Source organism: Pseudomonas sp. 5C2, from assembly GCF_034314155.1.
Taxonomy (GTDB): domain Bacteria; phylum Pseudomonadota; class Gammaproteobacteria; order Pseudomonadales; family Pseudomonadaceae; genus Aquipseudomonas.
This window is the reverse complement of record NZ_JAVIWH010000003.1, coordinates 692,154-713,598: the sequence shown is the minus strand read 5'-3', so window position 1 is coordinate 713,598 and position 21,445 is coordinate 692,154. Positions and strand designations below refer to the sequence as shown.

Annotated in this window: 21 protein-coding genes and 1 riboswitch; of the genes, 10 read left to right on the top strand and 11 right to left on the bottom strand. The window is 59.0% G+C overall.

All coding sequences use genetic code 11. The features are described from left to right. Nucleotides 1–67: 67 nt before the first annotated feature. The gene (ahcY, locus tag RGU44_RS18065; protein WP_322176843.1) at nt 68–1,477 is read right to left on the bottom strand and encodes an adenosylhomocysteinase; all 1,410 of its coding nucleotides are present in this window, start codon (nt 1,475–1,477) and stop codon (nt 68–70) included. A gap of 21 nt (nt 1,478–1,498) precedes the next feature. Continuing rightward, nucleotides 1,499–1,618: riboswitch (S-adenosyl-L-homocysteine riboswitch) on the bottom strand. A gap of 217 nt (nt 1,619–1,835) precedes the next feature. Between ahcY and RGU44_RS18060 the strand changes: the two genes are divergently transcribed. Continuing rightward, the gene (locus RGU44_RS18060; RefSeq protein ID WP_322176842.1) at nt 1,836–2,237 is read left to right on the top strand and encodes an acyl-CoA thioesterase; all 402 of its coding nucleotides are present in this window, start codon (nt 1,836–1,838) and stop codon (nt 2,235–2,237) included. Between the two features lie 24 nt (nt 2,238–2,261). Here the strand turns inward: RGU44_RS18060 and RGU44_RS18055 are convergent, their stop codons facing one another. Beyond that, nucleotides 2,262–3,425 (bottom strand): MFS transporter, encoded by a 1,164-nt coding sequence (locus RGU44_RS18055; RefSeq protein ID WP_322218409.1) that lies wholly within the window; start codon nt 3,423–3,425, stop codon nt 2,262–2,264. A 249-nt stretch (nt 3,426–3,674) separates the two neighbouring features. On the opposite strand from RGU44_RS18055, the gene RGU44_RS18050 reads away from it, so the two are divergent. The 3 genes from RGU44_RS18050 to RGU44_RS18040 all read left to right on the top strand — a co-directional run bounded on the left by RGU44_RS18050 (nt 3,675) and on the right by RGU44_RS18040 (nt 5,449). Next, nucleotides 3,675–4,514 carry a DMT family transporter gene (locus tag RGU44_RS18050; protein WP_322176840.1) on the top strand — a complete coding sequence of 280 codons (840 nt, stop codon included), beginning with the start codon at nt 3,675–3,677 and terminating at the stop codon, nt 4,512–4,514. 10 nt (nt 4,515–4,524) lie between these two features. Next, nucleotides 4,525–4,911 (top strand): MAPEG family protein, encoded by a 387-nt coding sequence (locus RGU44_RS18045; protein WP_322176839.1) that lies wholly within the window; start codon nt 4,525–4,527, stop codon nt 4,909–4,911. 88 nt (nt 4,912–4,999) lie between these two features. After that, nucleotides 5,000–5,449, top strand: a complete 450-nt coding sequence (locus RGU44_RS18040; protein ID WP_219064013.1) for a c-type cytochrome — start codon at nt 5,000–5,002, stop codon at nt 5,447–5,449. Nucleotides 5,450–5,482: 33 nt separating this feature from the next. Here RGU44_RS18040 and RGU44_RS18035 read toward each other — a convergent pair whose 3' ends face one another. From RGU44_RS18035 to RGU44_RS18020, 4 genes are all read right to left on the bottom strand, one after another. Beyond that, nucleotides 5,483–5,896: a DUF1090 domain-containing protein gene (locus RGU44_RS18035; RefSeq protein WP_322176838.1), complete on the bottom strand. Its 414-nt coding sequence runs from the start codon at nt 5,894–5,896 to the stop codon at nt 5,483–5,485. Nucleotides 5,897–5,967: 71 nt separating this feature from the next. Then, entirely contained in the window at nt 5,968–7,650 is a 1,683-nt protein-coding gene (gene ligB / locus RGU44_RS18030; RefSeq protein ID WP_322218406.1) for an NAD-dependent DNA ligase LigB, read from the bottom strand. Nucleotides 7,651–7,830: 180 nt separating this feature from the next. Next, complete coding sequence (gene metK, locus RGU44_RS18025) at nt 7,831–9,021, bottom strand: methionine adenosyltransferase (RefSeq protein WP_219064016.1); 1,191 nt, start codon at nt 9,019–9,021, stop codon at nt 7,831–7,833. Between the two features lie 19 nt (nt 9,022–9,040). Then, on the bottom strand, nt 9,041–10,036 hold the full coding sequence (locus RGU44_RS18020) for a metalloregulator ArsR/SmtB family transcription factor (protein WP_322218404.1): 996 nt from the start codon (nt 10,034–10,036) through the stop codon (nt 9,041–9,043). 278 nt (nt 10,037–10,314) lie between these two features. On the opposite strand from RGU44_RS18020, the gene tkt reads away from it, so the two are divergent. The 6 genes from tkt to fba all read left to right on the top strand — a co-directional run bounded on the left by tkt (nt 10,315) and on the right by fba (nt 16,572). Further along, a complete protein-coding gene (gene tkt, locus RGU44_RS18015) occupies nt 10,315–12,312 on the top strand; it encodes a transketolase (protein WP_322218401.1) in 1,998 nt (665 codons plus the stop codon). Nucleotides 12,313–12,461: 149 nt separating this feature from the next. Continuing rightward, on the top strand, nt 12,462–13,511 hold the full coding sequence (epd, locus tag RGU44_RS18010) for an erythrose-4-phosphate dehydrogenase (RefSeq protein WP_322176834.1): 1,050 nt from the start codon (nt 12,462–12,464) through the stop codon (nt 13,509–13,511). A gap of 15 nt (nt 13,512–13,526) precedes the next feature. After that, nucleotides 13,527–14,690, top strand: coding sequence for a phosphoglycerate kinase (locus RGU44_RS18005; protein WP_322218399.1), 1,164 nt, complete (start codon nt 13,527–13,529; stop codon nt 14,688–14,690). Nucleotides 14,691–14,718: 28 nt separating this feature from the next. After that, nucleotides 14,719–14,943 carry a hypothetical protein gene (locus RGU44_RS18000; protein WP_322176832.1) on the top strand — a complete coding sequence of 75 codons (225 nt, stop codon included), beginning with the start codon at nt 14,719–14,721 and terminating at the stop codon, nt 14,941–14,943. Nucleotides 14,944–15,052: 109 nt separating this feature from the next. After that, a complete protein-coding gene (locus tag RGU44_RS17995) occupies nt 15,053–15,376 on the top strand; it encodes an MliC family protein (protein ID WP_219064022.1) in 324 nt (107 codons plus the stop codon). 131 nt (nt 15,377–15,507) lie between these two features. Then, the gene (fba, locus tag RGU44_RS17990; protein WP_219064023.1) at nt 15,508–16,572 is read left to right on the top strand and encodes a class II fructose-bisphosphate aldolase; all 1,065 of its coding nucleotides are present in this window, start codon (nt 15,508–15,510) and stop codon (nt 16,570–16,572) included. 74 nt (nt 16,573–16,646) lie between these two features. On the opposite strand, the gene RGU44_RS17985 is transcribed toward fba, so the two are convergent. The 5 genes from RGU44_RS17985 to choX form a co-directional block, all read right to left on the bottom strand. After that, nucleotides 16,647–17,807: a gamma-butyrobetaine dioxygenase gene (locus RGU44_RS17985; protein WP_322278470.1), complete on the bottom strand. Its 1,161-nt coding sequence runs from the start codon at nt 17,805–17,807 to the stop codon at nt 16,647–16,649. A 40-nt stretch (nt 17,808–17,847) separates the two neighbouring features. Next, nucleotides 17,848–18,318 carry a thioesterase family protein gene (locus RGU44_RS17980; protein WP_322218396.1) on the bottom strand — a complete coding sequence of 157 codons (471 nt, stop codon included), beginning with the start codon at nt 18,316–18,318 and terminating at the stop codon, nt 17,848–17,850. 48 nt (nt 18,319–18,366) lie between these two features. Further along, nucleotides 18,367–19,332, bottom strand: coding sequence for an L-carnitine dehydrogenase (locus RGU44_RS17975; RefSeq protein WP_322182671.1), 966 nt, complete (start codon nt 19,330–19,332; stop codon nt 18,367–18,369). A 141-nt stretch (nt 19,333–19,473) separates the two neighbouring features. Beyond that, nucleotides 19,474–20,361: a 3-keto-5-aminohexanoate cleavage protein gene (locus RGU44_RS17970; protein WP_322182669.1), complete on the bottom strand. Its 888-nt coding sequence runs from the start codon at nt 20,359–20,361 to the stop codon at nt 19,474–19,476. Between the two features lie 83 nt (nt 20,362–20,444). After that, the gene (gene choX / locus RGU44_RS17965) at nt 20,445–21,392 is read right to left on the bottom strand and encodes a choline ABC transporter substrate-binding protein (RefSeq protein WP_322182667.1); all 948 of its coding nucleotides are present in this window, start codon (nt 21,390–21,392) and stop codon (nt 20,445–20,447) included. Nucleotides 21,393–21,445 lie beyond the last annotated feature (53 nt).

The following is a 21,445-nucleotide window of genomic DNA, read 5'->3' as shown; positions in this document are numbered from 1 at the left end:
CGCGGCCGATCATCCGGATGCGGCCCAGACCAAGCCCGCTCCTATGGGGAGCGGGCTACCTGATCAATCAGTAGCGGTAGGCGTGCGGCTTGAACGGACCTTCAACGGTCACGCCGATGTAGTCGGCTTGTTGCTTGGTCAACTGAGTGACCACGCCACCGAAACCACGGACCATTTCCAGCGCCACTTCTTCGTCGAGTTTTTTCGGCAGTACTTCAACCGTCAAACGCTCGGCTTTCTGTGCCGGTGCCAGGTTGGCGTACTTCTGGTCGAACAGGAAGATCTGCGCCAGTACCTGGTTAGCGAACGAACCGTCCATGATCCGGCTCGGGTGACCGGTAGCGTTACCCAGGTTTACCAGACGGCCTTCGGCCAGCAGGATCAGGTAGTCATCGTTGTGCGGATCGAAGGTGCCAGCGCCGGTGCGGTGAACCTTGTGCACCTGTGGCTTCACTTCTTCCCATGCCCAGTGCTTGCGCATGAAAGCGGTGTCGATTTCATTGTCGAAGTGACCGATGTTGCACACGACCGCGCGTTTCTTCAGGGCCTTGAGCATGTTCGAGTCGCAGACATTGACGTTACCTGTGGTGGTCACGATCAGGTCGATCTTGCCCAGCAGTGCAGTGTCGATGCTGGCGGCAGTGCCGTCGTTGATCCCGTCGATGAACGGCGAAACCAGTTCGAAACCGTCCATGCACGCTTGCATCGCGCAGATTGGGTCAACTTCGGAAACCTTGACGATCATGCCTTCCTGGCGCAGCGACTGCGAAGAGCCCTTGCCCACGTCGCCGTAGCCAATGACCAGCGCTTGCTTGCCGGACAGCAGGTGGTCGGTACCGCGCTTGATCGCATCGTTCAGGCTATGACGGCAGCCGTACTTGTTGTCGTTCTTGCTCTTGGTCACCGAGTCATTGACGTTGATGGCCGGGATTTTCAGCTCGCCCTTGGCCAGCATGTCCAGCAGGCGGTGTACGCCGGTGGTGGTTTCTTCGGTAACGCCGTGGATCTTGTTCAGCATCGCCGGGTATTTCTTGTGGATGATCTCGGTCAGGTCGCCGCCGTCGTCGAGGATCATGTTGGCGTCCCAAGGCTGGCCATCTTTAAGGATGGTTTGCTCGATGCACCACTCGTACTCTTCTTCGGTCTCGCCTTTCCAGGCGTAAACCGCGATGCCGGCAGCCGCGATAGCAGCAGCAGCCTGGTCTTGAGTCGAGAAAATGTTGCAGGACGACCAGCGTACTTCGGCACCCAGAGCAACCAGGGTTTCGATCAGCACGGCCGTCTGGATGGTCATGTGGATGCAACCGAGAATCTTCGCGCCCTTGAGCGGTTGCTCGCCAGCATATTTGCGGCGCAGACCCATCAGGGCAGGCATTTCGGATTCGGCGATGATGGTTTCGCGACGGCCCCAGGCAGCCAGGGACATGTCGGCGACTTTGTAGTCGTTAAAATCTGCAGGCGTGATTACAGCACTCATTTAGAGTCTCCATTCGTAGTGTGCGAATGGGCGCCGTTGTGCGTTTAAGGCCCGTCCGGACTGATTCAGTAAGATCAGCCGATCAAGCAACGCCCCATCCGAGCCTGACAGGACAAGCCTGCTGCAGCGCCCCTCGGACAGGTGGCGGGAACGGTCATGGGCTGTTTAGACAATCGAGCCGACGGTGACCGTTTTTGAAGCTCGGCGATTATAGCCGTGCTCGAGGCGTAGCCCAAGACCTTTCCATCGCATAACCCTGCAAAAAACTAATCGCTACGTAAGCCGATGCCCGATAGAGGTAACGCGCCGGGTCTGCCATTATTAGCGCCATCAATTGGCAATACGGTCAGGAGTGAGCATGAATTTCCACACCCGCAAGTGGGTTAAACCCGAAGACCTCAACCCCAACGGCACGCTGTTTGGTGGCAGTCTGTTGCGCTGGATCGACGAAGAAGCCGCGATCTACGCCATCGTCCAGCTGGGCAATCAACGGGTGGTCACCAAGTACATTTCCGAGATCAACTTCGTCAGCGCCTCGCGGCAGGGCGACATCATTGAGCTGGGCATCACCGCGACCGAATTTGGTCGGACCTCGATTACCCTGACCTGTCAGGTGCGCAACAAAATTACGCGCAAAAGCATCCTTACAGTGGAAAAGCTGGTCTTCGTCAACCTCGGTGAAGACGGCCTGCCAGCCCCGCACGGCAAGACCGAAATCACCTACGTGAAGGACCAGTTCAAGGACAGCGACACTCATTGAGGATGTCGTAGACCCGGCTGAGTATCAGACGTTGACCATTTGCGCCTGACGCCGCTGCAAATAGAGGTAGAACAGCGCAGTCAGTACGGTCAATACCCCGACGGCTGCGCCCGTCCACGGCAGGTCGGCAAGGTCGGCGCCGCTGGCAACCACCAGGCCGCCGATCCAGGCACCGGCCGCGTTGCCGAGGTTGAAAGCGCTTTGATTGAGGGTTGAACCCAGATTCGGCGCATCGCTGGCTTGGTCGATGATCAGCAACTGCAGAATCGGGCACAACGCGAACGCCACCACGCCCCACAGCAGCAGGGTAATGGCAGCGGGAATGACCGAATGGCTGGTCTGGCTGAACAAGGCCACGATCAGTACGACGGCAATCGACATTCCTAGCAGCGCAGGCAGCAAACGACTGTCGGCCAGTCGGCCTCCGAGCATGCTGCCGCCGGTCAGGCCCAGGCCGAACAACAGCAGCATGAAGGTCACGCCGTGCGGGGTGACACCGGTAACGTCGCGCAGAATCGGGGCGATGTAGGTGAATACGCTGAACAGACTGGTCGACGCCAGGACGCTCATCGCCAGCGCCAGTAATACATTGGGTTTGCCCAATACGCGGAATTCGGTGACCAGATTGCCCTTTTCCATAGGGATCTCCTTGGGCAGCCAGACCATTTGCGCAATCACCGCGATCACACCAATTACGGCCACTGCCCAGAAGGTTGAACGCCAGCCTGCGTATTGCCCGAGCGCGGTGCCCAGCGGCACGCCCAATACATTCGCCAGGGTCAATCCGGTGAACATCAGCGCGATGGCCTGCGCGCGTTTGTTCGGCGCGACCAACCCTGCCGCCACCACGGAGCCAATGCCAAAGAACGCACCGTGGCACAGGGCGGTAATCACCCGTGCGGCCATCAGCGTGGCATAGGTCGGCGCCAGCGCGCAGAGGACATTGCCGAGGATGAACATCAGTGTCATGCCCAGCAATGTGGCTTTGCGCGGCATGTTCGCGGTAGCAATGGCGAGGATCGGCGCGCCAAACACCACGCCCAACGCGTAGCCGGTGATCAGCAGGCCGGCGTCAGGAATGCTGACGCTCAGATCATTGGCGACCTCGGGCAGCAAGCCCATGATCACGAATTCGGTGGTGCCGATACCGAAAGCGGCAACGGCGAGTGCAAGCAAAGCGAGTGGCATGTGTAGAGGCTCCGTCTTAAGGGATATGTCGATAGTCTTGACGTCCCGATCAGGCGTGCGCAGGCGAGCGACTGAACTCGATCCGGTAAAGGCTGAGTCCGTAGAAGCAAAATTATTGGAATAGTTAGGGTGCGCAACGGGGGTGTGACGTAATCGGTGTCAGTATATCCAGCTGCTGGTAGATGGCGAATCAATTGCTCCCGGCGGTAACTTCCCGGATAACGACCCTTTTGAACAAGGAAGCGGCCAGTGCTGGCGACGGCTTTGGTGTTGATTGCAGCCCTCCTGCATGCGACCTGGAATACCCTGATCAAATTCAGTGGCGAACGGCTATTGGTCATCGCCAGCATGGATGGGGTCGCTCTGGTTTTCGCCGTATTGGCGCTTACTTTCGTGACACCGCCGCCTGCTGAAGTCTGGCCGTGGATGCTGGCCTCGGCCGCTTTCGAACTGGTTTATCGTGGCCTGCTGATCAGGGCGTACCGAGTGGGCGATCTGGGCCTGGTCTATCCGTTGATGCGCGGGCTTTCACCCCTGGTGGTGTTGGGGTTGACGCTGATGTTTGCTGGCGAACAATTGAGCACACAACAAATTCTCGGCATTTTATTGATCCCGTGCGGCATGGTCTGCCTGTTGTGGCAGGGTGGTGGCGGCGAGCGTTTGCCTTGGTCGATGCTGCCGGTGGTTGGGTTGATCGGCCTATGCATCGGCTGCTACACGTGGATCGACGGCCAGGCACTCAGGATCGGCGCGCAGCCACTGGACTATCTGGTATGGCTGACGCTGATCAGTGCCTGGCCGTTTCCATTGTTGGCGATATGCAACAAGCGTCAGGCGTTTACCCTGTTTTGGTGCGAGCAGTGGCGCCTTGGGCTAGGCGTCGGGTTGTGTGTGTTGTTCAGCTACGCTCTGGTGCTATGGGCCATGCAGCTGGGGTCGGTGGCAGAGGCTGCGGCCTTGCGCGAAATCAGTGTGGTGCTGGTGGTGTTGTTCGGCATGCGCTACCTGAAAGAACCTTTTGGTCGGCCCAGGCTCTTAGCGTGTGGGCTAGTGTTGCTCGGCATGCTTCTAATGAAGCTGAAACTATAAGGATTTGCTTATGACTCCTGCTTTCTGGTGCATATTGATCGCGATATGCCTGCCTTACCTATGTATCGGCGTGGCCAAGTTCAGTGGCGGCAAGTTCGGCCTGCGGGAGAACCATGACCCGCGCACCTTTCTCGACAATCTTGAAGGGTTTGCCAAGCGTGCGCATGCAGCGCAACTCAATAGCTTTGAGGTGACGCCAGCGTTTGCCGCCGCAGTGATCATTGCCGACATCGTCGGTAACGCCCAAGCGGTCACCATTGATGTGCTGGCGGTGCTGTTTATCACCAGTCGTCTGCTGTACATCATTTTTTACCTGGCGGACCTGGCAGTTTTGCGCTCCCTGGCCTGGGCAATTGGCATGGGGGTTATCGTGACGTTGTTCATCGTTTCCGCCTAAGAGAAGTTCCTGCTGCGGCAACGGTACGCTTGGTCTTTTGCGATGAGCCGAGGATACTGGCCGCCGTTTCCACCAGCCTGTAGTGATCATGACCTTGAAAAGACTTTCCGTGGTATTGCTGGCCTGCCTGACCCTGAGTGCCTGTGGCGGCGTTGATCCAAACTCGCCTTTGGGTCAGCGCAAGGCGATCTTCAAAGAGATGCTCAAAACCAGCGAAGACTTGGGCGGCATGCTGCGTGGCCGCGTGACGTTCGACGGCCAGCGCTTCACCGACGGCGCGATCAAGCTCGACAGCCTGGCCCACGAGCCGTGGAAGCATTTCCCCGTGGTCAAGGAAGCCGACCATACCAGCGCCAAGGATGATGTCTGGCAAAAACAGGCACATTTCCAGGAACTGGCCCGGTCACTCGAATCGGCCACCGGGGAACTGGTGCTCGCCACCAATGCCAAGCCCTTCAAGGCCAGCACCCTGAGCCCTGCGGTGCAGAAGGTCGAAGATGCGTGCGAGGCATGCCATAAAGAGTTTCGCGATCATTGATGTGCAGTGATTGACACACTGCTTTGCGGTGTATCAATCATAGTTCGGCTCGACCTTCTCCAGCTCCACTTGAGCGTCATGCAGTTCTTTACGCGACTCGGCGAGTTTGTCTTTGCGCGTGTTGATCTTGTCCGGGTCGCCTTTGCTCATCGCTTTGGTCAGGTCTGACTGGCGCCGGCTGACGTCGCGTTTGGCCTCCAGCACTTTCTGTTCAAGTTGCTTGAGCAAGGAGGCGTCGGCGCAGGTGGTCGATACCTCACTCAAGGCATTTTCCAGCCCGGCTTGCTGGTCGCTGTTGCCGTTGGCCTTGGCGAGTTCGATCCGGGCGCTGATGTCCTGGCGCTTGGCCGCGCAGCCCGTCAGTTGGGGGGCTTCCTCGGCGGCGAACAGCGGTGCTGCCAGCAGGCTGCATGCCGTGAACAGGGTCAGCGGTGACAAGCACTTCATGGGGGCTCCCTTGAAAATAGTGACGCGATAAGCGAACGAAGACTCGCCTGTCCCTGAAAAATGATATTGACCTAAAAACCTTCTATCCCTTGCACCCGCAATTGCTCACTCAATGCCTGTACCTGCGGATTTTGAAAAAACGCATTGAGCTGTGCGGCCCTTCCTGGACCGATTCCCGGCTCGCTTATCCACTGTTCGACACTCTTGGCCGCCAGTTCACTCCACTGGCTACCGAGGTCAACGCCAGCGGTCGGCGGTAACCCGAGCGCTTTCACCCAGCGATGAAACGGTTGCTGTCGAGCCTGTTGAAAACTGCCAAGCAGTTTAGCGCTGCTGCGCTCGGCGAGGCCGGCAATGTTAGCAAGCTGCACGGCATCAAGGGTCATCCAATCGAGCAGGCCGTTAATCTTTCCGGCCCTGAGCAACGCATCCCACGTGCCAGGTCCCACTCCGGGCATTGCCAGCCCTTGCTTGCCGCCGAGCCAAACCAGGCGCGCCTGAAACTGGCTTTCGCATCCCGGGCTCGGCTGCCAGCAACTGAGGGCGTGGTAGTCGCTCGCCTGCGGCACGTTGAACTCAGCCCGTTCAACGCTGCGTGACACCACGCTGTCCAGGCGTGGGATGGTCAATCCTGCCAGACTGATTGCGATCTGGTCGCCGGGGCGGATGTCCATTTTTTGCCAGCGTACCAGGGACCCGACATTGATCCGCTTGACGTTCCGATCATCCAGACGCACCGGGTCCACGTCCAGAACCGGCGTGATTCGGCCGCTGCGCCCGATGTTGAAGTTGACCTTGCGCACGTTCGCGATCACTTGGGCGTAGGGGTATTTCCAGGCTGCGATCCAGTAGGGCGCCTTGGCTTGCCAACGTTGTGCAGAGGGTCGCTGGCTCTGGCGCATGACCACTCCATCGGTGGCGAAGGGCAGCGCATTGCGGTACCAGTGCTCGCGCCATTGCTGCGCTTGAGCGAAGTTTTGCAGGGGCTTGCTATAGAGCGCACTGTCGGTGAACCCCATGGCACTCAATCCGTCGAGGCGTTCGGTCAGGTGCTCCGGCCCGCTTGGCCAGTCCCAGACGAACAGGCCTACATTTGCCGCCTCGTCCGGGGTAATGGTCTTGCGTGCCAGCAACCCGGCGACCTTGCTGCGCGCGTTCAGGCTGCCGCCGTCGGCTTGCACGTGGTCTGCCAGCCGCCAGTACAACTCGCCTTGCAGCACCAGACTTTCCCGCCAGGGCAGGTGCTGCGCGATGGCGGGTAACTGGCGTGCGTTGTGGGTCCAGTCCTGTCCTGTGAGCCCATCGCCTCGGCTAATGACCTGCTTCAACTGGCCGCTTTCATACACCAGCGTGACCGCGACTCCGTCGACCTTGGGCTGAATCCACACGTCCTCACGGTCCTTGAGCCAGGCTTGGACTGCGCGTTCGTTGCGCAGTTTGCTCAGCCCGGTATGGGGTATGGGATGAACGAGCGGACCGGCCGCTGTTTTCAGCGGATTGTCGTCAGGCGCCTTCTGAGCAAAGCACCCACGCCACAGCGACAGGCGTGCGCGAGACTGGTCATAAAGCTCATCCGCGATCAGAGAAACTCCCTGGCGGTGATAGCTGTCATCCCATTGGGCAATGTGTTGTTGCAGAGCAACTATTTCGGTGCGGACCTTGGCGGGCGGCCAGTCGGGGCAGGTGTCGGCGTTGACGGTTAACGAGGCGAGCGCGAAAACAGCACTGGTCAATACACGCAGAACGGACAGCATCGAAGCATCCTTGCTTGGGGTTTGCTTATGAGGCTAGTTGCTAGGTTGGGGGGGAAGAGCATTGACTGGTTACAGGATTTTGCAGTGCCCGCGATGGCGGAGGGATTTCCAGCGGACACAAAAAAGCCCCCGCCGACCAACGTCGACGGGGGCTTTTTCTAACCTGAAACGCTGGTGCTATTACAAACCGGCAGCGATGCGCAGGGCGTCGGCGCGGTCGGTGCGCTCCCAGGTGAAGGCGGTGAAGGTGTCATCGCCAACAGTCATTTCTACTGGCGTACGACCGAAGTGGCCGTAGGCAGCAGTGGCCTGGTACATCGGGTGCAGCAGGTCGAGCATGGTGGTGATTGCGTAAGGGCGCAGGTCGAAGTGTTCACGCACCAGGGCGATAATCTTCGAGTCTGGCAACTTGCCGGTGCCGAACGTGTTCAACGAAATCGAGGTCGGTTGTGCAACGCCGATGGCGTAGGACACCTGAATCTCGCAACGCTCAGCCAAGCCTGCGGCGACGATGTTCTTCGCCACATAACGACCCGCGTACGCTGCGGAACGGTCAACCTTAGATGGATCCTTGCCGGAGAACGCGCCACCGCCGTGACGGGCCATGCCGCCGTAGGTGTCGACGATGATCTTGCGACCGGTCAGGCCGCAGTCGCCCACGGGGCCACCGATAATGAAGTTGCCGGTAGGGTTGATGTGGAACTGAGTGTCTTTGTGCAGCAGCTCGGCTGGTAGCACGTGTTTGACGATCAGCTCCATCACGCCTTCGCGCAGGTCTTTGTAGGACACTTCAGGATTGTGCTGGGTGGAGAGCACGATCGCGTCGATGCCCACGACCTTGCCGTGTTCATAACGGCAAGTAACCTGGGATTTGGCATCCGGGCGCAGCCATGGCAGCAGGCCGGATTTGCGGGCTTCGGCCTGACGCTTTACCAGTGCGTGGGAGAAGGTGATCGGCGCAGGCATCAGCACGTCGGTTTCGTTGCTGGCGTAGCCGAACATCAGGCCCTGATCGCCAGCGCCCTGATCTTCAGGCTTGCTGCGGTCAACGCCTTGGGCGATGTCCACCGACTGCTTGCCGATGATGTTCATCACGCCGCACGTCGCGCCGTCAAAGCCGACGTCGGAGCTGTTGTAGCCGATATCTAGAATAACGTTACGGACGATGTCTTCCAGGTCGACCCAGGCCGACGTGGTCACTTCACCCGCGATGATCGCTACGCCGGTTTTGACCAGCGTTTCGCAGGCGACGCGGGCAAACTTGTCTTCGGCAATAATGGCGTCCAGAACCGCATCGGAAATCTGGTCGGCGATTTTGTCCGGATGTCCTTCGGACACGGATTCGGAGGTGAAAAGTGAGTATTCGCTCATATCGACGGGTTTCCTGAATTTACCGATGGTGAGTGTTGCCAGCCGGTCGCTGAAAGTGGCGAACCTGGATCTGGAAACCATTACGTAGCCCTATATAGAGGCTTTCCCCGGGAACGAGTCCCGCAGCAGTGGCCCAACGGGCCAGATCATCCTGTTCAAAACCCAACCAGAGATCGCCGCAGGCCTCCTTGGCCCAGCTCTGGTCGTGGCTACACAACTCTGTCACCAACAGACTACCGCCTGGTTGCACCAGGTGGGCCAGCTGTTTAAGTGCTTCGGCCGGTGCAGCAAAATGGTGAAGCACCATATTCAATACAACGCAGTCGGCGCGCACCGTGACGTTGTTCAAGGCGTCGGCCAGTTGCAGCTCGACATTGCCCAGCGCTTCGCGCTCGCAGACCTGGCGGGCCAGTTCCAGCATCGCTGGGCTGTTGTCGAGCGCGGTGACGTGGCAAAAGCGCCGCGCCAGTTCCGGTAGAAAACCACCATCGCCCGGGCCGACTTCCACCGCAGTGGCGTCGTGGCTGAAACTCAGCGTGTCCAGAAGTGATAGCAGGCTCTCGCGATATTGCGCCAGACCGGCGATCAAGTCCTGCTGGGCACGAAATTTTTCCGCGACCCGCGCGAAGAAGTCCTGACTGGCGGTCGCCCGTTGCCGGTGCACCAGACCAATGCGCGCCTGGACATCGCCGGGCAAGGCCAGGTTATCGACTTCGTCGAGCAGTGCCGCGTGCAGCCTGCCGCCCGGTTGTTCGGTATGGGGCAGGGCGCGACGGTAAAAAATCGCATTGCCTTCGCGGCGCGTCGCTACCAGCTCGGCCTGAGACAGCACCTTTAAATGGTGGCTCATGCCGGATTGACCGATGGCGAAAATCTGCGCCAGTTCCAGGACCCCGAACGAATCGTTGGCCAGCGCGCGCAGCACATTGAGTCGCAGCGGATCGCCTCCGGCTTTGCACAAGGCAGCCAGATCGTCGCTGTCATCATGGCGGATTGCAGGCACGCGAAGGTTCATAGGGCTGGCAGTCTAGAGAGCGATTGTTCGTCTCGCAAGACCAATATCAAAAAGTTTTGATATTGGTCGATGGGTGGTGTCCGTCATGCGCATTCGGCACCGAGTGAACGCGCCAGACAGGTTTGTGTCTGAGGAATATCCGGTTTGGCCGTGTAATAACGAGGACAGCGCAGGAAAAAGGCCTTCCAACGACTATCTGTCATTGCCCCGAAGCAATGCCTGAGGGAAAATGCTCACCTTTTTTCCGATCCCATCCTTTCAGTTCCAGGAGATCAGCGATGCCCAGCCGTCGTGAGCGTGCCAACGCCATTCGTGCCCTCAGCATGGATGCCGTGCAAAAAGCCAACAGCGGCCATCCCGGTGCCCCTATGGGCATGGCGGATATCGCCGAGGTGCTTTGGCGTGATTACCTCAAACACAACCCGAGCAATCCATCGTTCGCCGACCGTGACCGCTTCATCATGTCCAACGGCCACGGCTCGATGCTGGTTTACTCGCTGCTGCACCTGACCGGTTACGACCTGTCCATCGACGACCTGAAAAATTTCCGTCAGTTGCACAGCCGTACGCCGGGTCACCCTGAATATGGCTACACCCCTGGCGTCGAGACAACCACCGGTCCTTTGGGGCAGGGCTTGGCCAATGCCGTCGGTTTTGCCATCGCTGAAAAAGTGCTGGCCGAGCAGTTCAACCGTCCGGGCCACAATATCGTCGATCACCACACCTACGTGTTCCTGGGTGATGGCTGCATGATGGAAGGCATTTCCCACGAAGTCGGCTCGCTGGCCGGTACCTTGGGTCTGGGCAAACTGATCGCGTTCTACGATGACAACGGCATTTCCATCGATGGCGAAGTCGAAGGCTGGTTCACCGACGATACGCCGAAGCGTTTCGAAGCCTACAACTGGCAAGTGATCCGTAATGTCGACGGCCACGATGCCGAAGAAATCAAGATCGCCATCGAGACAGCACGTAAAAGCGCGCAACCCACGCTGATCTGCTGCAAGACCACCATTGGTTTCGGCTCGCCAAACAAGCAAGGCAAGGAAGACTGCCACGGCGCTCCACTGGGCGACGCGGAAATTGCGCTGACCCGTGCCGCGCTGAAATGGAATTACGGCCCTTTTGAAATTCCGGCGGATATCTACGCCGAGTGGGACGCCAAGGAAGCGGGTCTTGCTGTAGAAGCCGAGTGGGATCAACGTTTTGCTGCCTACTCCGCCGAACACCCGGAACTGGCCAACGAATTGATCCGTCGCATGAGTGGCGAGCTGCCGGCTGATTTTGCCGAAAAGGCCGATGCCTACATCGCCGAAGTCGATGCCAAGGGCGAAACCATCGCCAGCCGTAAAGCCAGCCAGAACGCATTGAATGCCTTCGGTCCACTGCTGCCTGAGTTCCTTGGCGGTTCGGCTGACCTGGCAGGCTCCAACCTGACTATCTGGAAAGGCTGCAAGAGCCTCACGGCTGAAGATTTCAGCGGTAACTACCTGCATTACGGCGTTCGCGAATTCGGCATGAGCGCGATCATGAACGGTATCGCCCTGCATGGTGGTTTCGTACCGTACGGCGCGACCTTCCTGATTTTCATGGAATACGCGCGCAACGCAGTGCGCATGGCTTCGCTGATGAAAAAACGCGTGCTGTTCGTCTACACCCACGACTCCATCGGTCTGGGCGAAGACGGTCCGACGCACCAGCCGATCGAGCAACTGGCCAGCCTGCGTGGCACGCCGAACCTCGATACCTGGCGCCCGGCAGATGCCGTGGAGTCGGCAGTGGCCTGGAAATACGCGATTGAGCGTAACGACGGTCCATCGGCCCTGGTGTTCTCTCGTCAGAACCTGACTCACCAATCCCGCAATGCCATTCAAGTGGCGGAAATCGCCCGTGGCGGTTACGTGCTGCGCGACTGTGTGGGTGAGCCTGAGCTGATCCTGATCTCCACCGGTTCCGAAGTGGGCCTGGCGGTACTGGCTTACGAGAAACTGACTGCACAAGGCCGTAACGTGCGCGTGGTTTCCATGCCGTGCACCAGCGTCTTCGATGCCCAGGATGCGATGTACAAGCAAACGGTTCTGCCGTTGCAAGTCAGCGCGCGTATCGCCATCGAAGCCGCTCACGCGGACTACTGGTACAAATACGTTGGTCTGGAAGGTCGGGTCATCGGCATGACCACCTTCGGCGAGTCGGCACCTGCGCCGGCCTTGTTCGAAGAGTTCGGTTTCACCCTGGAAAACATCCTGGGTACGGCTGAAGAGCTGCTTGAAGACTAAGTAGTAATGCGTTCCCCTTGTAGGAGCGCGCTTGCCCGCGATTGGCTGCGCAGCAGTCACACGATGTTGTCTTGCATCGGAAGGCCGTTCCGGCCTTATCGCGGGCAAGCGCGCTCCTACAGGTTTTAACACCTGCCAGCGAGAACCCCATGCCTCAGCCACGCCTGTATAAAGTTGCTCTCAACGGCTACGGCCGTATCGGTCGTTGCGTCTTGCGCGCGCTGTGTGAGCGAGGGGCGAAAGCCGGGTTTGAAGTGGTTGCATTGAACGATCTGGCAGACATAGCCAGTCTCGAATACCTCACGCGCTTTGACTCAACCCACGGTCGCTTTCCTGGCGAAGTGCGGGTCGAAGACGACTACTTGTACATCAACGAGCACGGCATCAAGGTGCTGCGCAGCGCAACCCCTGAAGGGATCGATTGGGCTGGGCTAGGCGTCGATCTGGTGCTTGAATGCTCGGGTGCTTACAACACACGGGAAGATGGCCAGCGCTTTCTCGACGCAGGCGCCCCCCGCGTGTTGTTCTCGCAACCGATGGCCAGCGAAGCGGATGTTGATGCCACCATCGTGTATGGCATCAATCAGGACAAACTGACGGGCACCGAATTGCTGGTGTCAAATGCTTCCTGCACCACTAATTGCAGTGTGCCGCTGTTGCGTTTGCTCGATCAGGCCATCGGCCTGGAATACATTTCCATCACCACCATCCACTCGGCGATGAACGACCAACCGGTGATCGACGCCTATCATCACGAAGACCTGCGCCGTACGCGTTCGGCCTTTCAGTCGATTATTCCGGTGTCCACTGGTCTGGCGCGCGGCATCGAACGGCTTTTGCCGGAACTTGCCGGGCGAATTCAGGCCAAAGCAGTGCGTGTGCCAACGGTTAACGTCTCTTGCCTCGATATCACCCTGCAGACAGCGCGTGATACCGATGCCGCCGAGATCAACCGGATACTTCGCGACGCCGCCACCAGCGGCCCGCTCAAAGGGTTGTTGGCGTATACCGAACTGCCGCATGCCAGCTGTGATTTCAATCATGACCCTCATTCGGCGATTGTCGATGCCAGTCAGACACGCGTTTCCGGCCCACGGCTGGTGAACCTGCTGGCCTGGTTCGACAACGAATGGGGTTTTGCCAATCGAATGCTCGACGTCGCCGATCACTATCTGCGCGTTGCTCACACACAACAGTAAACCAGGGACAGCCTCATGACCGTGTTGAAGATGACCGACCTCGATCTGCAAGGTAAGCGTGTATTGATCCGTGAAGACCTTAACGTCCCGATCAAGGACGGTGTGGTAACCAGCGATGCGCGGATTCTTGCTTCGCTGCCGACCATCAAACTGGCGCTGGAAAAGGGCGCCGCCGTCATGGTCTGCTCGCATTTGGGCCGTCCGACCGAGGGCGAGTTCTCCGCTGAAAACAGCCTCAAACCCGTTGCCGACTACCTGAGCAAGGCGTTGGGTCGTGACGTACCGCTGATTGCCGACTACCTGAACGGTGTCGAGATCAAGGCGGGCGACATCGTGCTATTCGAGAACGTGCGCTTCAATAAGGGCGAGAAGAAAAACACCGACGAGCTGGCGCAAAAATACGCTGCCCTGTGCGATGTATTCGTGATGGACGCTTTCGGTACAGCTCACCGCGCCGAGGGCTCGACCCACGGCGTCAGCAAGTTCGCCAAAGTCGCGTGTGCCGGCCCGTTGCTGGCTGCCGAGCTGGATGCATTGGGCAAAGCCCTTGGCGCTCCGGCCCAGCCAATGGCGGCTATCGTCGCGGGCTCCAAGGTCTCCACTAAACTGGATGTGCTTAACAGCCTGAGCCAGATCTGCAACCAGTTGATCGTCGGTGGCGGCATCGCCAACACCTTCCTCGCAGCGGCCGGGCACAATGTCGGCAAATCGCTGTACGAGCCTGATCTGCTGGACACCGCCCGCGCCATCGCCGCCAAAGTCAGCGTGCCGCTGCCGGTGGATGTGGTAGTGGCCAAGGAATTCGCCGAAAACGCTGTAGCGACGGTCAAACTGATCGCTGACGTGGCTGACGACGACATGATTCTGGATATCGGTCCGCAAACTGCAGCGCACTTCGCCGACTTGTTGAAATCGTCGAAGACTATCCTGTGGAACGGTCCGGTTGGCGTGTTCGAGTTCGATCAATTCGGCGAAGGCACCAAGACGTTGGCCAAGGCTATTGCGGCTAGCGATGCATTTTCCATTGCGGGCGGTGGCGATACGCTGGCGGCCATCGATAAATATGGCGTAGCGGATAAAATCTCCTACATTTCTACCGGTGGCGGCGCTTTCCTTGAGTTCGTCGAAGGCAAAGTCCTGCCCGCGGTTGAAGTATTGGAGCAGCGGGCCAAGGCCTGAGCGTCCGGTGTGGGTGAAGGGGATTTACATGGTCAAGCGGTTACCACTGTTTGTCATTGCCGGTCTGATGGCCGGGTGTGCCAGTGAGCCCGGCGCTGAAGACGCAAAAGCCGCGCCCAAGGCACCTCGGGCAAGCTGTTACGAAGCTGACTGGCAGGCGGAAACCGTGCCGATCATCTATAAGCGCGGCGGCCCGGATGTACTGGACAAGTATGAGGTCATGCCTGCTGAGGTAAAGGCAGGCTGTCCTTGAGGCTTGGGGTGCGATTGAGCCTACGATGATGCAATCAGGAACAAAACCGCCCCTGATCGACCGAAGTGATTGGCACTTGCCGAGCTTCATGGGGTGGCCAGGAGAAGTAATGAAAGGCTTAATCGCCCTTGCGACATTTGCAGTGCTGGGCGGATGCGCCAGTATGAATGCACCGGAACAACAGAGCGCGTGGACCCGTTGGGTGTGTGACAGTCAGGCCGAAGTGCTATGGCATTTCACCGACAGTACCAAGACTCAAGTCGATGTTCGCCTGGGTGGCAAAGATCAGGTCTATCGTTTGAAGCCTGAGCCTGGCGCTTCCGGGGAGTTGTACAGCGACGGTGTCTTGGCGTTTCACATAAAGGGTGAGGAAGGCCTGGTGTACTGGGTCGCCACCAATGATTTGATCGGTCGCGCTTGCAAGGCTCCCTAGTTCGGCGCTGAGTATGTTTGCGACTGCCTGTTGAGCGCGCTCGGCCATTGTCCGATGCGCAAAATTTGAATAGCAGCCGCCGTTAAGGCAGGCTTGCACGATTAACGACCCAACCGGGAGAGAAACCTAAAATGGCACTTATCAGCATGCGCCAGATGTTGGACCACGCAGCCGAGTTCGGCTACGGCGTCCCAGCTTTCAACGTCAACAACCTGGAACAGATGCGCGCCATTATGGAAGCGGCCGACAAGACCGATTCCCCGGTGATCGTTCAGGCTTCGGCCGGCGCCCGCAAATACGCCGGTGCTCCGTTCCTGCGTCACTTGATCCTCGCCGCCATCGAAGAATTCCCGCACATCCCGGTGGTCATGCACCAGGATCACGGCACCAGCCCTGATATCTGCCAGCGCTCGATCCAGTTGGGTTTCAGCTCGGTCATGATGGATGGCTCCCTTGCCGAAGACGGCAAGACCCCGACTGATTACGAGTACAACGTACGCGTAACTCAGCAAACCGTGGCCATGGCGCATGCCTGCGGCGTATCGGTCGAAGGCGAGTTGGGTTGCCTGGGTTCCCTGGAAACCGGTATGGCTGGCGAAGAAGACGGCGTGGGTGCAGAAGGCGTGCTTGATCACAGCCAACTGTTGACCGACCCGGAAGAAGCCGCTGACTTCGTCAAAAGGACTCAGGTCGATGCCCTGGCTATCGCCATCGGTACCAGCCACGGCGCGTACAAGTTCACCAAGCCGCCTACCGGCGACACCTTGGCGATTGAACGCATCAAAGAAATCCACAAGCGCATCCCCAACACCCACTTGGTGATGCACGGTTCGTCTTCGGTCCCGCAAGAATGGTTGAAAATCATCAACCAATACGGCGGCGACATTAAAGAGACCTACGGTGTACCCGTCGAAGAAATCGTCGAAGGCATCAAGTACGGCGTGCGCAAGGTCAACATCGACACCGACCTGCGTCTGGCGTCCACCGGTGCGATGCGTCGCCTGATGGCCACCAACCCGAGCGAATTTGACCCACGTAAATTCTTCGGCGAAACCATCGTTGCCATGCGTGACATCTGCATCGCGCGTTACGAAGCGTTCGGTACTGCTGGTCAGGCATCGAAGATCAAGCCGATGTCGCTGGAAAAAATGTACCTGCGTTATGCCAAAGGCGAGTTGAACGCCAAGGTCAACTGAGTTTGAGTTGATTGAAAAAACCCGCAGCGATGCGGGTTTTTTTATACCTCAAGTTACCTGTAGCAGCGCTGCATCTACCGTTGCAATACCCGAATGCGCGACAGCAGTTCATCGCGGTCTATGTAGCAACCCTGGAAGTGCCGCGCCCCGGTTGCCGGGTCGAACGCATTACGGGCGTGAAGGGTGCGGCGATTGTCGAAGCACCACATGTCGCCGGGGCTCAGCCGCGCACTCACTCGAAAGCGCGCTTCGCGGGTCATGGCGATAAAGCGTCGATAGGCCCGATACAGTGCGGGCATCTGCTCTGCGGGTGCATCGAACGGGCCGCGCAGGAAGTTTGCCATGCGGATTTCACGGACCTGGCCCAAGGTGTCCAATGCAATGATCGGCGCGAGGCACCGGTAGTCGCTGTGGCGATCCTTGTTGCGAAACTCCAGCGGAGTCTCGCACAGGCTGCGAAACGCTTCCGGGTCTTCATGGCGCAGGGCATTGGCAATCGCGAAGCCGTCGACGAACACACTTTCGCCGCCCACCGCGTCATTCACCAGACAATGCAGAAATTGCAACCCCGGTTGCAGCTCGCGGGTTGGTAGGTCGCTGTGTAACGGTAGGTTGAAGGCGGTGTAGGCGTTGCTGTCGGCATCGGCTTTTGATTGCACATTGAACAGCACGCCGAAATTACTCTCGCGGATAAACGAAATCCGCTTGGCGATTTGCGCCAATGAGCCAGGTTCCGTGGGCACGCCGCGCACCTGCGTCAGGCCGATATCACGCAGCGCCAGCAGCCACTGAAGCAGCGCCTTCGGGTCCTCCATGATCGCGTGATATTCGAACACCGGCAGTTGCAGGTTGGCGGTCCACAGTTGGCTTTTCGGTGTGGCCTCGAACCGCTCGGCGCGCGACGCCTCGTCGTAAGCATGGGCACGCAGCCAGCCAGGATCGAAGCGGCTTTGATGGCCGTCCTGCCATTCCACCCACAGGCAACCCTGGGCGTCGATCAGACTGGTGTTGGGCACCAGGTCTTCAGCGACATCGACGATTTCCAGCACCTGCTCACGGGTCACGCTGTACACGCATTCAGGGCACGGGCAGTTATCCCGCAGCCATTGATGATGAAAGGGGCTGAGCCGCCCATCGGCCCATTGCACGTGCAACCTGTCCGCCAAGGGTTGTACGGCGGTCAACGCGCTGATCAACGGGTAATTGCGAAAGTCGGCGACGGCGGGAGTGTTAATGGCGATCTCCTTTTCTATTGTCGTAGGTGGCGGCAGAGGGTCAGACGGGCAAACCAATCACGCGGCCGATGTAGGCGGGCCGCGGCAGGTCTTTTTGGGTTTCGACCAAGGCCAGCAGGGTGTTCAATACCGGCTCGCTGAACGGTGCCGAGCGTGGGCCCGCCAGGTCGACGTGCAACAGCATTTGTTCGTTGGCGGCCAAGGGTTCGTCGCTGCCGGGTGTGTGCAGGCTGTGGTAGAGGTGCACGCGTTTACGGTCGTGGCCGATGACTTGAGTGCGGACTTCGACCTCTTCACCCTGCTTCACTTCATGCAGATAATTGAGATGGCATTCGAGGGTGAACAACGAGTGACCGCTGGCTTCGCGGTTGTCGCTGTCCAGGCCCAAATGGTCCATGAAAGCGTCCGTGGCGTAGCTGAAAATCAGCAGATAGAACGCATCGCGCAGATGCCCGTTGTAATCGACCCAGTCGGCGAGGACTGGGGTTGTGTAGGTGGTGAGTGTTGGCATGGCAGTCTCATCAATTTTTATCTGGAATGAATTCCCTGTAGGAGCGGGCTACTCGCTAAACGCCATTCCATGCTTGGCTTTAGTGGTTTTCACCGCGTCAAGTACGGCCAGCAGGCAGTCATCGCGATAGCGTTCCAGGGCTGAAATACTGTGGCTGCCGAGCTGGTCGGTGGTGCCGTCGACCACATCGTCGATCAGCTTGTCGGTCAGTTCGGGGGCCGGCAAATAAGTCCACGGCAGTTGCAGCGCCGGGCCGAATTGCGCCATGAAGTGGCGCATGCCAGCATCGCCACCTGCCAGGGTGTAGGTGAGGAAGGTGCCCATGAACGACCAGCGCAGGCCTGCGCCAAAGCGGATCGCATCGTCGATTTCGCCGGTGGTGGCCACCCCGTCGTTGACCAGGTGCAAGGCCTCGCGCCACAGCGCTTCAAGCAGACGGTCGGCGATAAAGCCCGGCACTTCCTTACGCACATGCAGCGGCCGCATGCCCAGGGATTCATACACCTTGATCGCCGCTTGTACGGCCTCGGGGGCCGTGTGTTTGCCACCGACCACTTCAACCAGTGGCAGCAGGTAGACCGGGTTGAATGGGTGACCAACCACGCAGCGTTCCGGGTGGATGGCGCTTTCGTAAAATTCGCTGGGCAACAGCCCCGAGGTGCTGGAGCCGATCAAGGCATTGGGCTTGGCTGCGGCGCTGATCTTGCTGTGCAGGTCCAGCTTCAGGTCGAGACGCTCGGGGGCGCTTTCTTGAATAAAGTCGGCGTCACGCACGCATTCTTCAATCGTCGCGACAAAGCGCAGGCGACTTTGCGACGCCCCAGGGGCTAGGCCCTGTTTTTCCAGGGCGGACCAGGCATTGGCCACGCGTTTGCGCAGGGCCTCCTCAGCGCCGGGCGCCGGGTCCCAGGCGATCACGTCCAGGCCGTGAGCCAGTGCGCGGGAAACCCAACCGCTGCCGATAACACCGCTACCGAGCGCGGCGAAGATTTTGATGTCAGTGATAAAAGTCATCGAAAATTCCTGAAAAAAGTCGCTTTTGTAGCTGGCTTGTCTGCGAATGCCAGACGACACGGTCTATCAGATACACCGCGCTGAATGGTCTTCGCAGCGGGACGCGTAGTGACAAGTCAGCTCCTACAGTTCGGGGTGTCGTTAGCCGCGTTTCTTGAGGCCCATCTTGACCCGGCCTTCAGCAGGGGTCAGAACCCGGGCGCCCAAGCGGCTGAGGATTTCCGAGGCGCGTTCGACCAGTGCGCCATTGCTGGCCAGCACGCCGCGATCAAGCCAGATGTTGTCTTCCAGACCCACACGCACGTTGCCGCCGAGCAGCACGGCCTGGGCTGCCATCGGCATCTGCATGCGGCCGATACCAAAGGCTGCCCACACGGCGTTTTCCGGCAGGTTATCGACCATGGCTTTCATGGTTGTGGTGTCAGCAGGCGCGCCCCACGGGATGCCCATGCACAGCTGGAACAGTGGGTCGTCGAGCAGACCTTCCTTGATCATCTGCTTGGCGAACCACAGGTGACCGGTGTCGAAAATTTCCAGCTCGGCTTTCACGCCCAGCTCTTGAATGCGTTTGGCGCCAGCGCGCAGTTGGGCCGGGGTGGACACGTAGATGGTGTCGCCATCGCCAAAGTTCAGGGTGCCGCAATCGAGGGTGCAGATTTCCGGCAGCAGTGCTTCGACGTGTGCCAAGCGACTCAGCGGGCCGATCAGGTCGGTGTTCGGACCGAACTCCATCGGGTTCTCGCCTGCGCCAATCTCTAGGTCGCCACCCATGCCGGCGGTGAGGTTGACGATGATGTCGACGTCGGCTTCGCGAATGCGCTCCATCACTTCACGGTACAGGGCCACGTCGCGGCTGAACTTGCCGGTGTCAGGGTTGCGTACATGGCAATGGACCACGGTCGCCCCGGCTTTGGCGGCTTCAACGGCGGCGGCAGCGATTTGTTTGGGAGTGACCGGGACCAGATGGCTCTTCCCGGTAGTGTCGCCAGCACCGGTCAGTGCGCAGGTGATGATGACGTCATGGTTCATTTCAGGTTCCTTACAGGCGGTTTTTAGAGTGTGGTGATCCCTTCCGCAGCCTGTTCAGGCTGCGGATCGGTGGTTCGGATACGCTACGGGTTGCTGCTAAGTTTCAGGTTTTCAGCGGCGTCTTTGCCGTCAAAGGTTTTCACCCCAGCGAGCCAGCGCTTGAGGTCTTGCGGATGGTCTTTGAGCCATTGCCGGGCTGATTCAAGCGCGTCTTTGTGGTTGAGCAACGGCTGCATCATCCGACTCTCGTCTTCAGCGGTGAAACTCAGGTTGGTCAGCAGCTTGTCGACGTTCGGGCAACGCTGGGCGTAATCCGGTGCGGTAACGGTCCAGACTTTGGCCTCGCCTTCATTCGGGCCGAGGGCGTTATCACTGCCGGTGAGGTAGGTCATTTTCTGGTTGACGTTCATTGGGTGCGGCGCCCACCCGAAGAACACGATGGCTTCGTTGCGATTGACCGCCCGGGTGACTGCCGACAACATTCCGGCTTCGCCTGATTCCACCAACTGGAAGTCGCCGAGGCCAAACTGGTTCTTGGCGATCATTTCCTTGATCTGGGTGTTGGCGCCCGATCCGGGCTCGATGCCGTAGATTTTGCCGCCCAGTTCTTTCTTGAACTTGGCGATGTCGGCAAAGGTTTTCAGGCCCTTGTCGGCGAGGTAGGTTGGAACGGCGAGGGTCGCGCGAGCGTCTTTGAGGCTGGGTTCAGGCAGGATGCGCACCTGATTTTTTTCCACGAACGGGGTGATGGTCTGGGTCATCAACGGGTCCCAGTAGCCGAGGAACATGTCCAGGCGCTGATCGCGGATACCGGCGAAGATGATTTGCTGTGAGGCGCTGGTCTGTTTGGTCTTGTAGCCCAGGCCATCGAGCAGAACCTGGGTCATGGCGCTGGTAGCCATAACGTCGGTCCAGTTGACCACGCCCAGGCGTACGTTCTGACAGGTTGCCGCTTCAGCTGCACTGGCGCTGTTGGCGATGAAGGTGGTTCCGGTGAGTGCCAGCAAACAACAGCTGATCAGTCGTTTCATGATGGATTCCCTCGGCAGTCGTTATTGTGGGGTTCCGACGTCTGCGCGCCGTG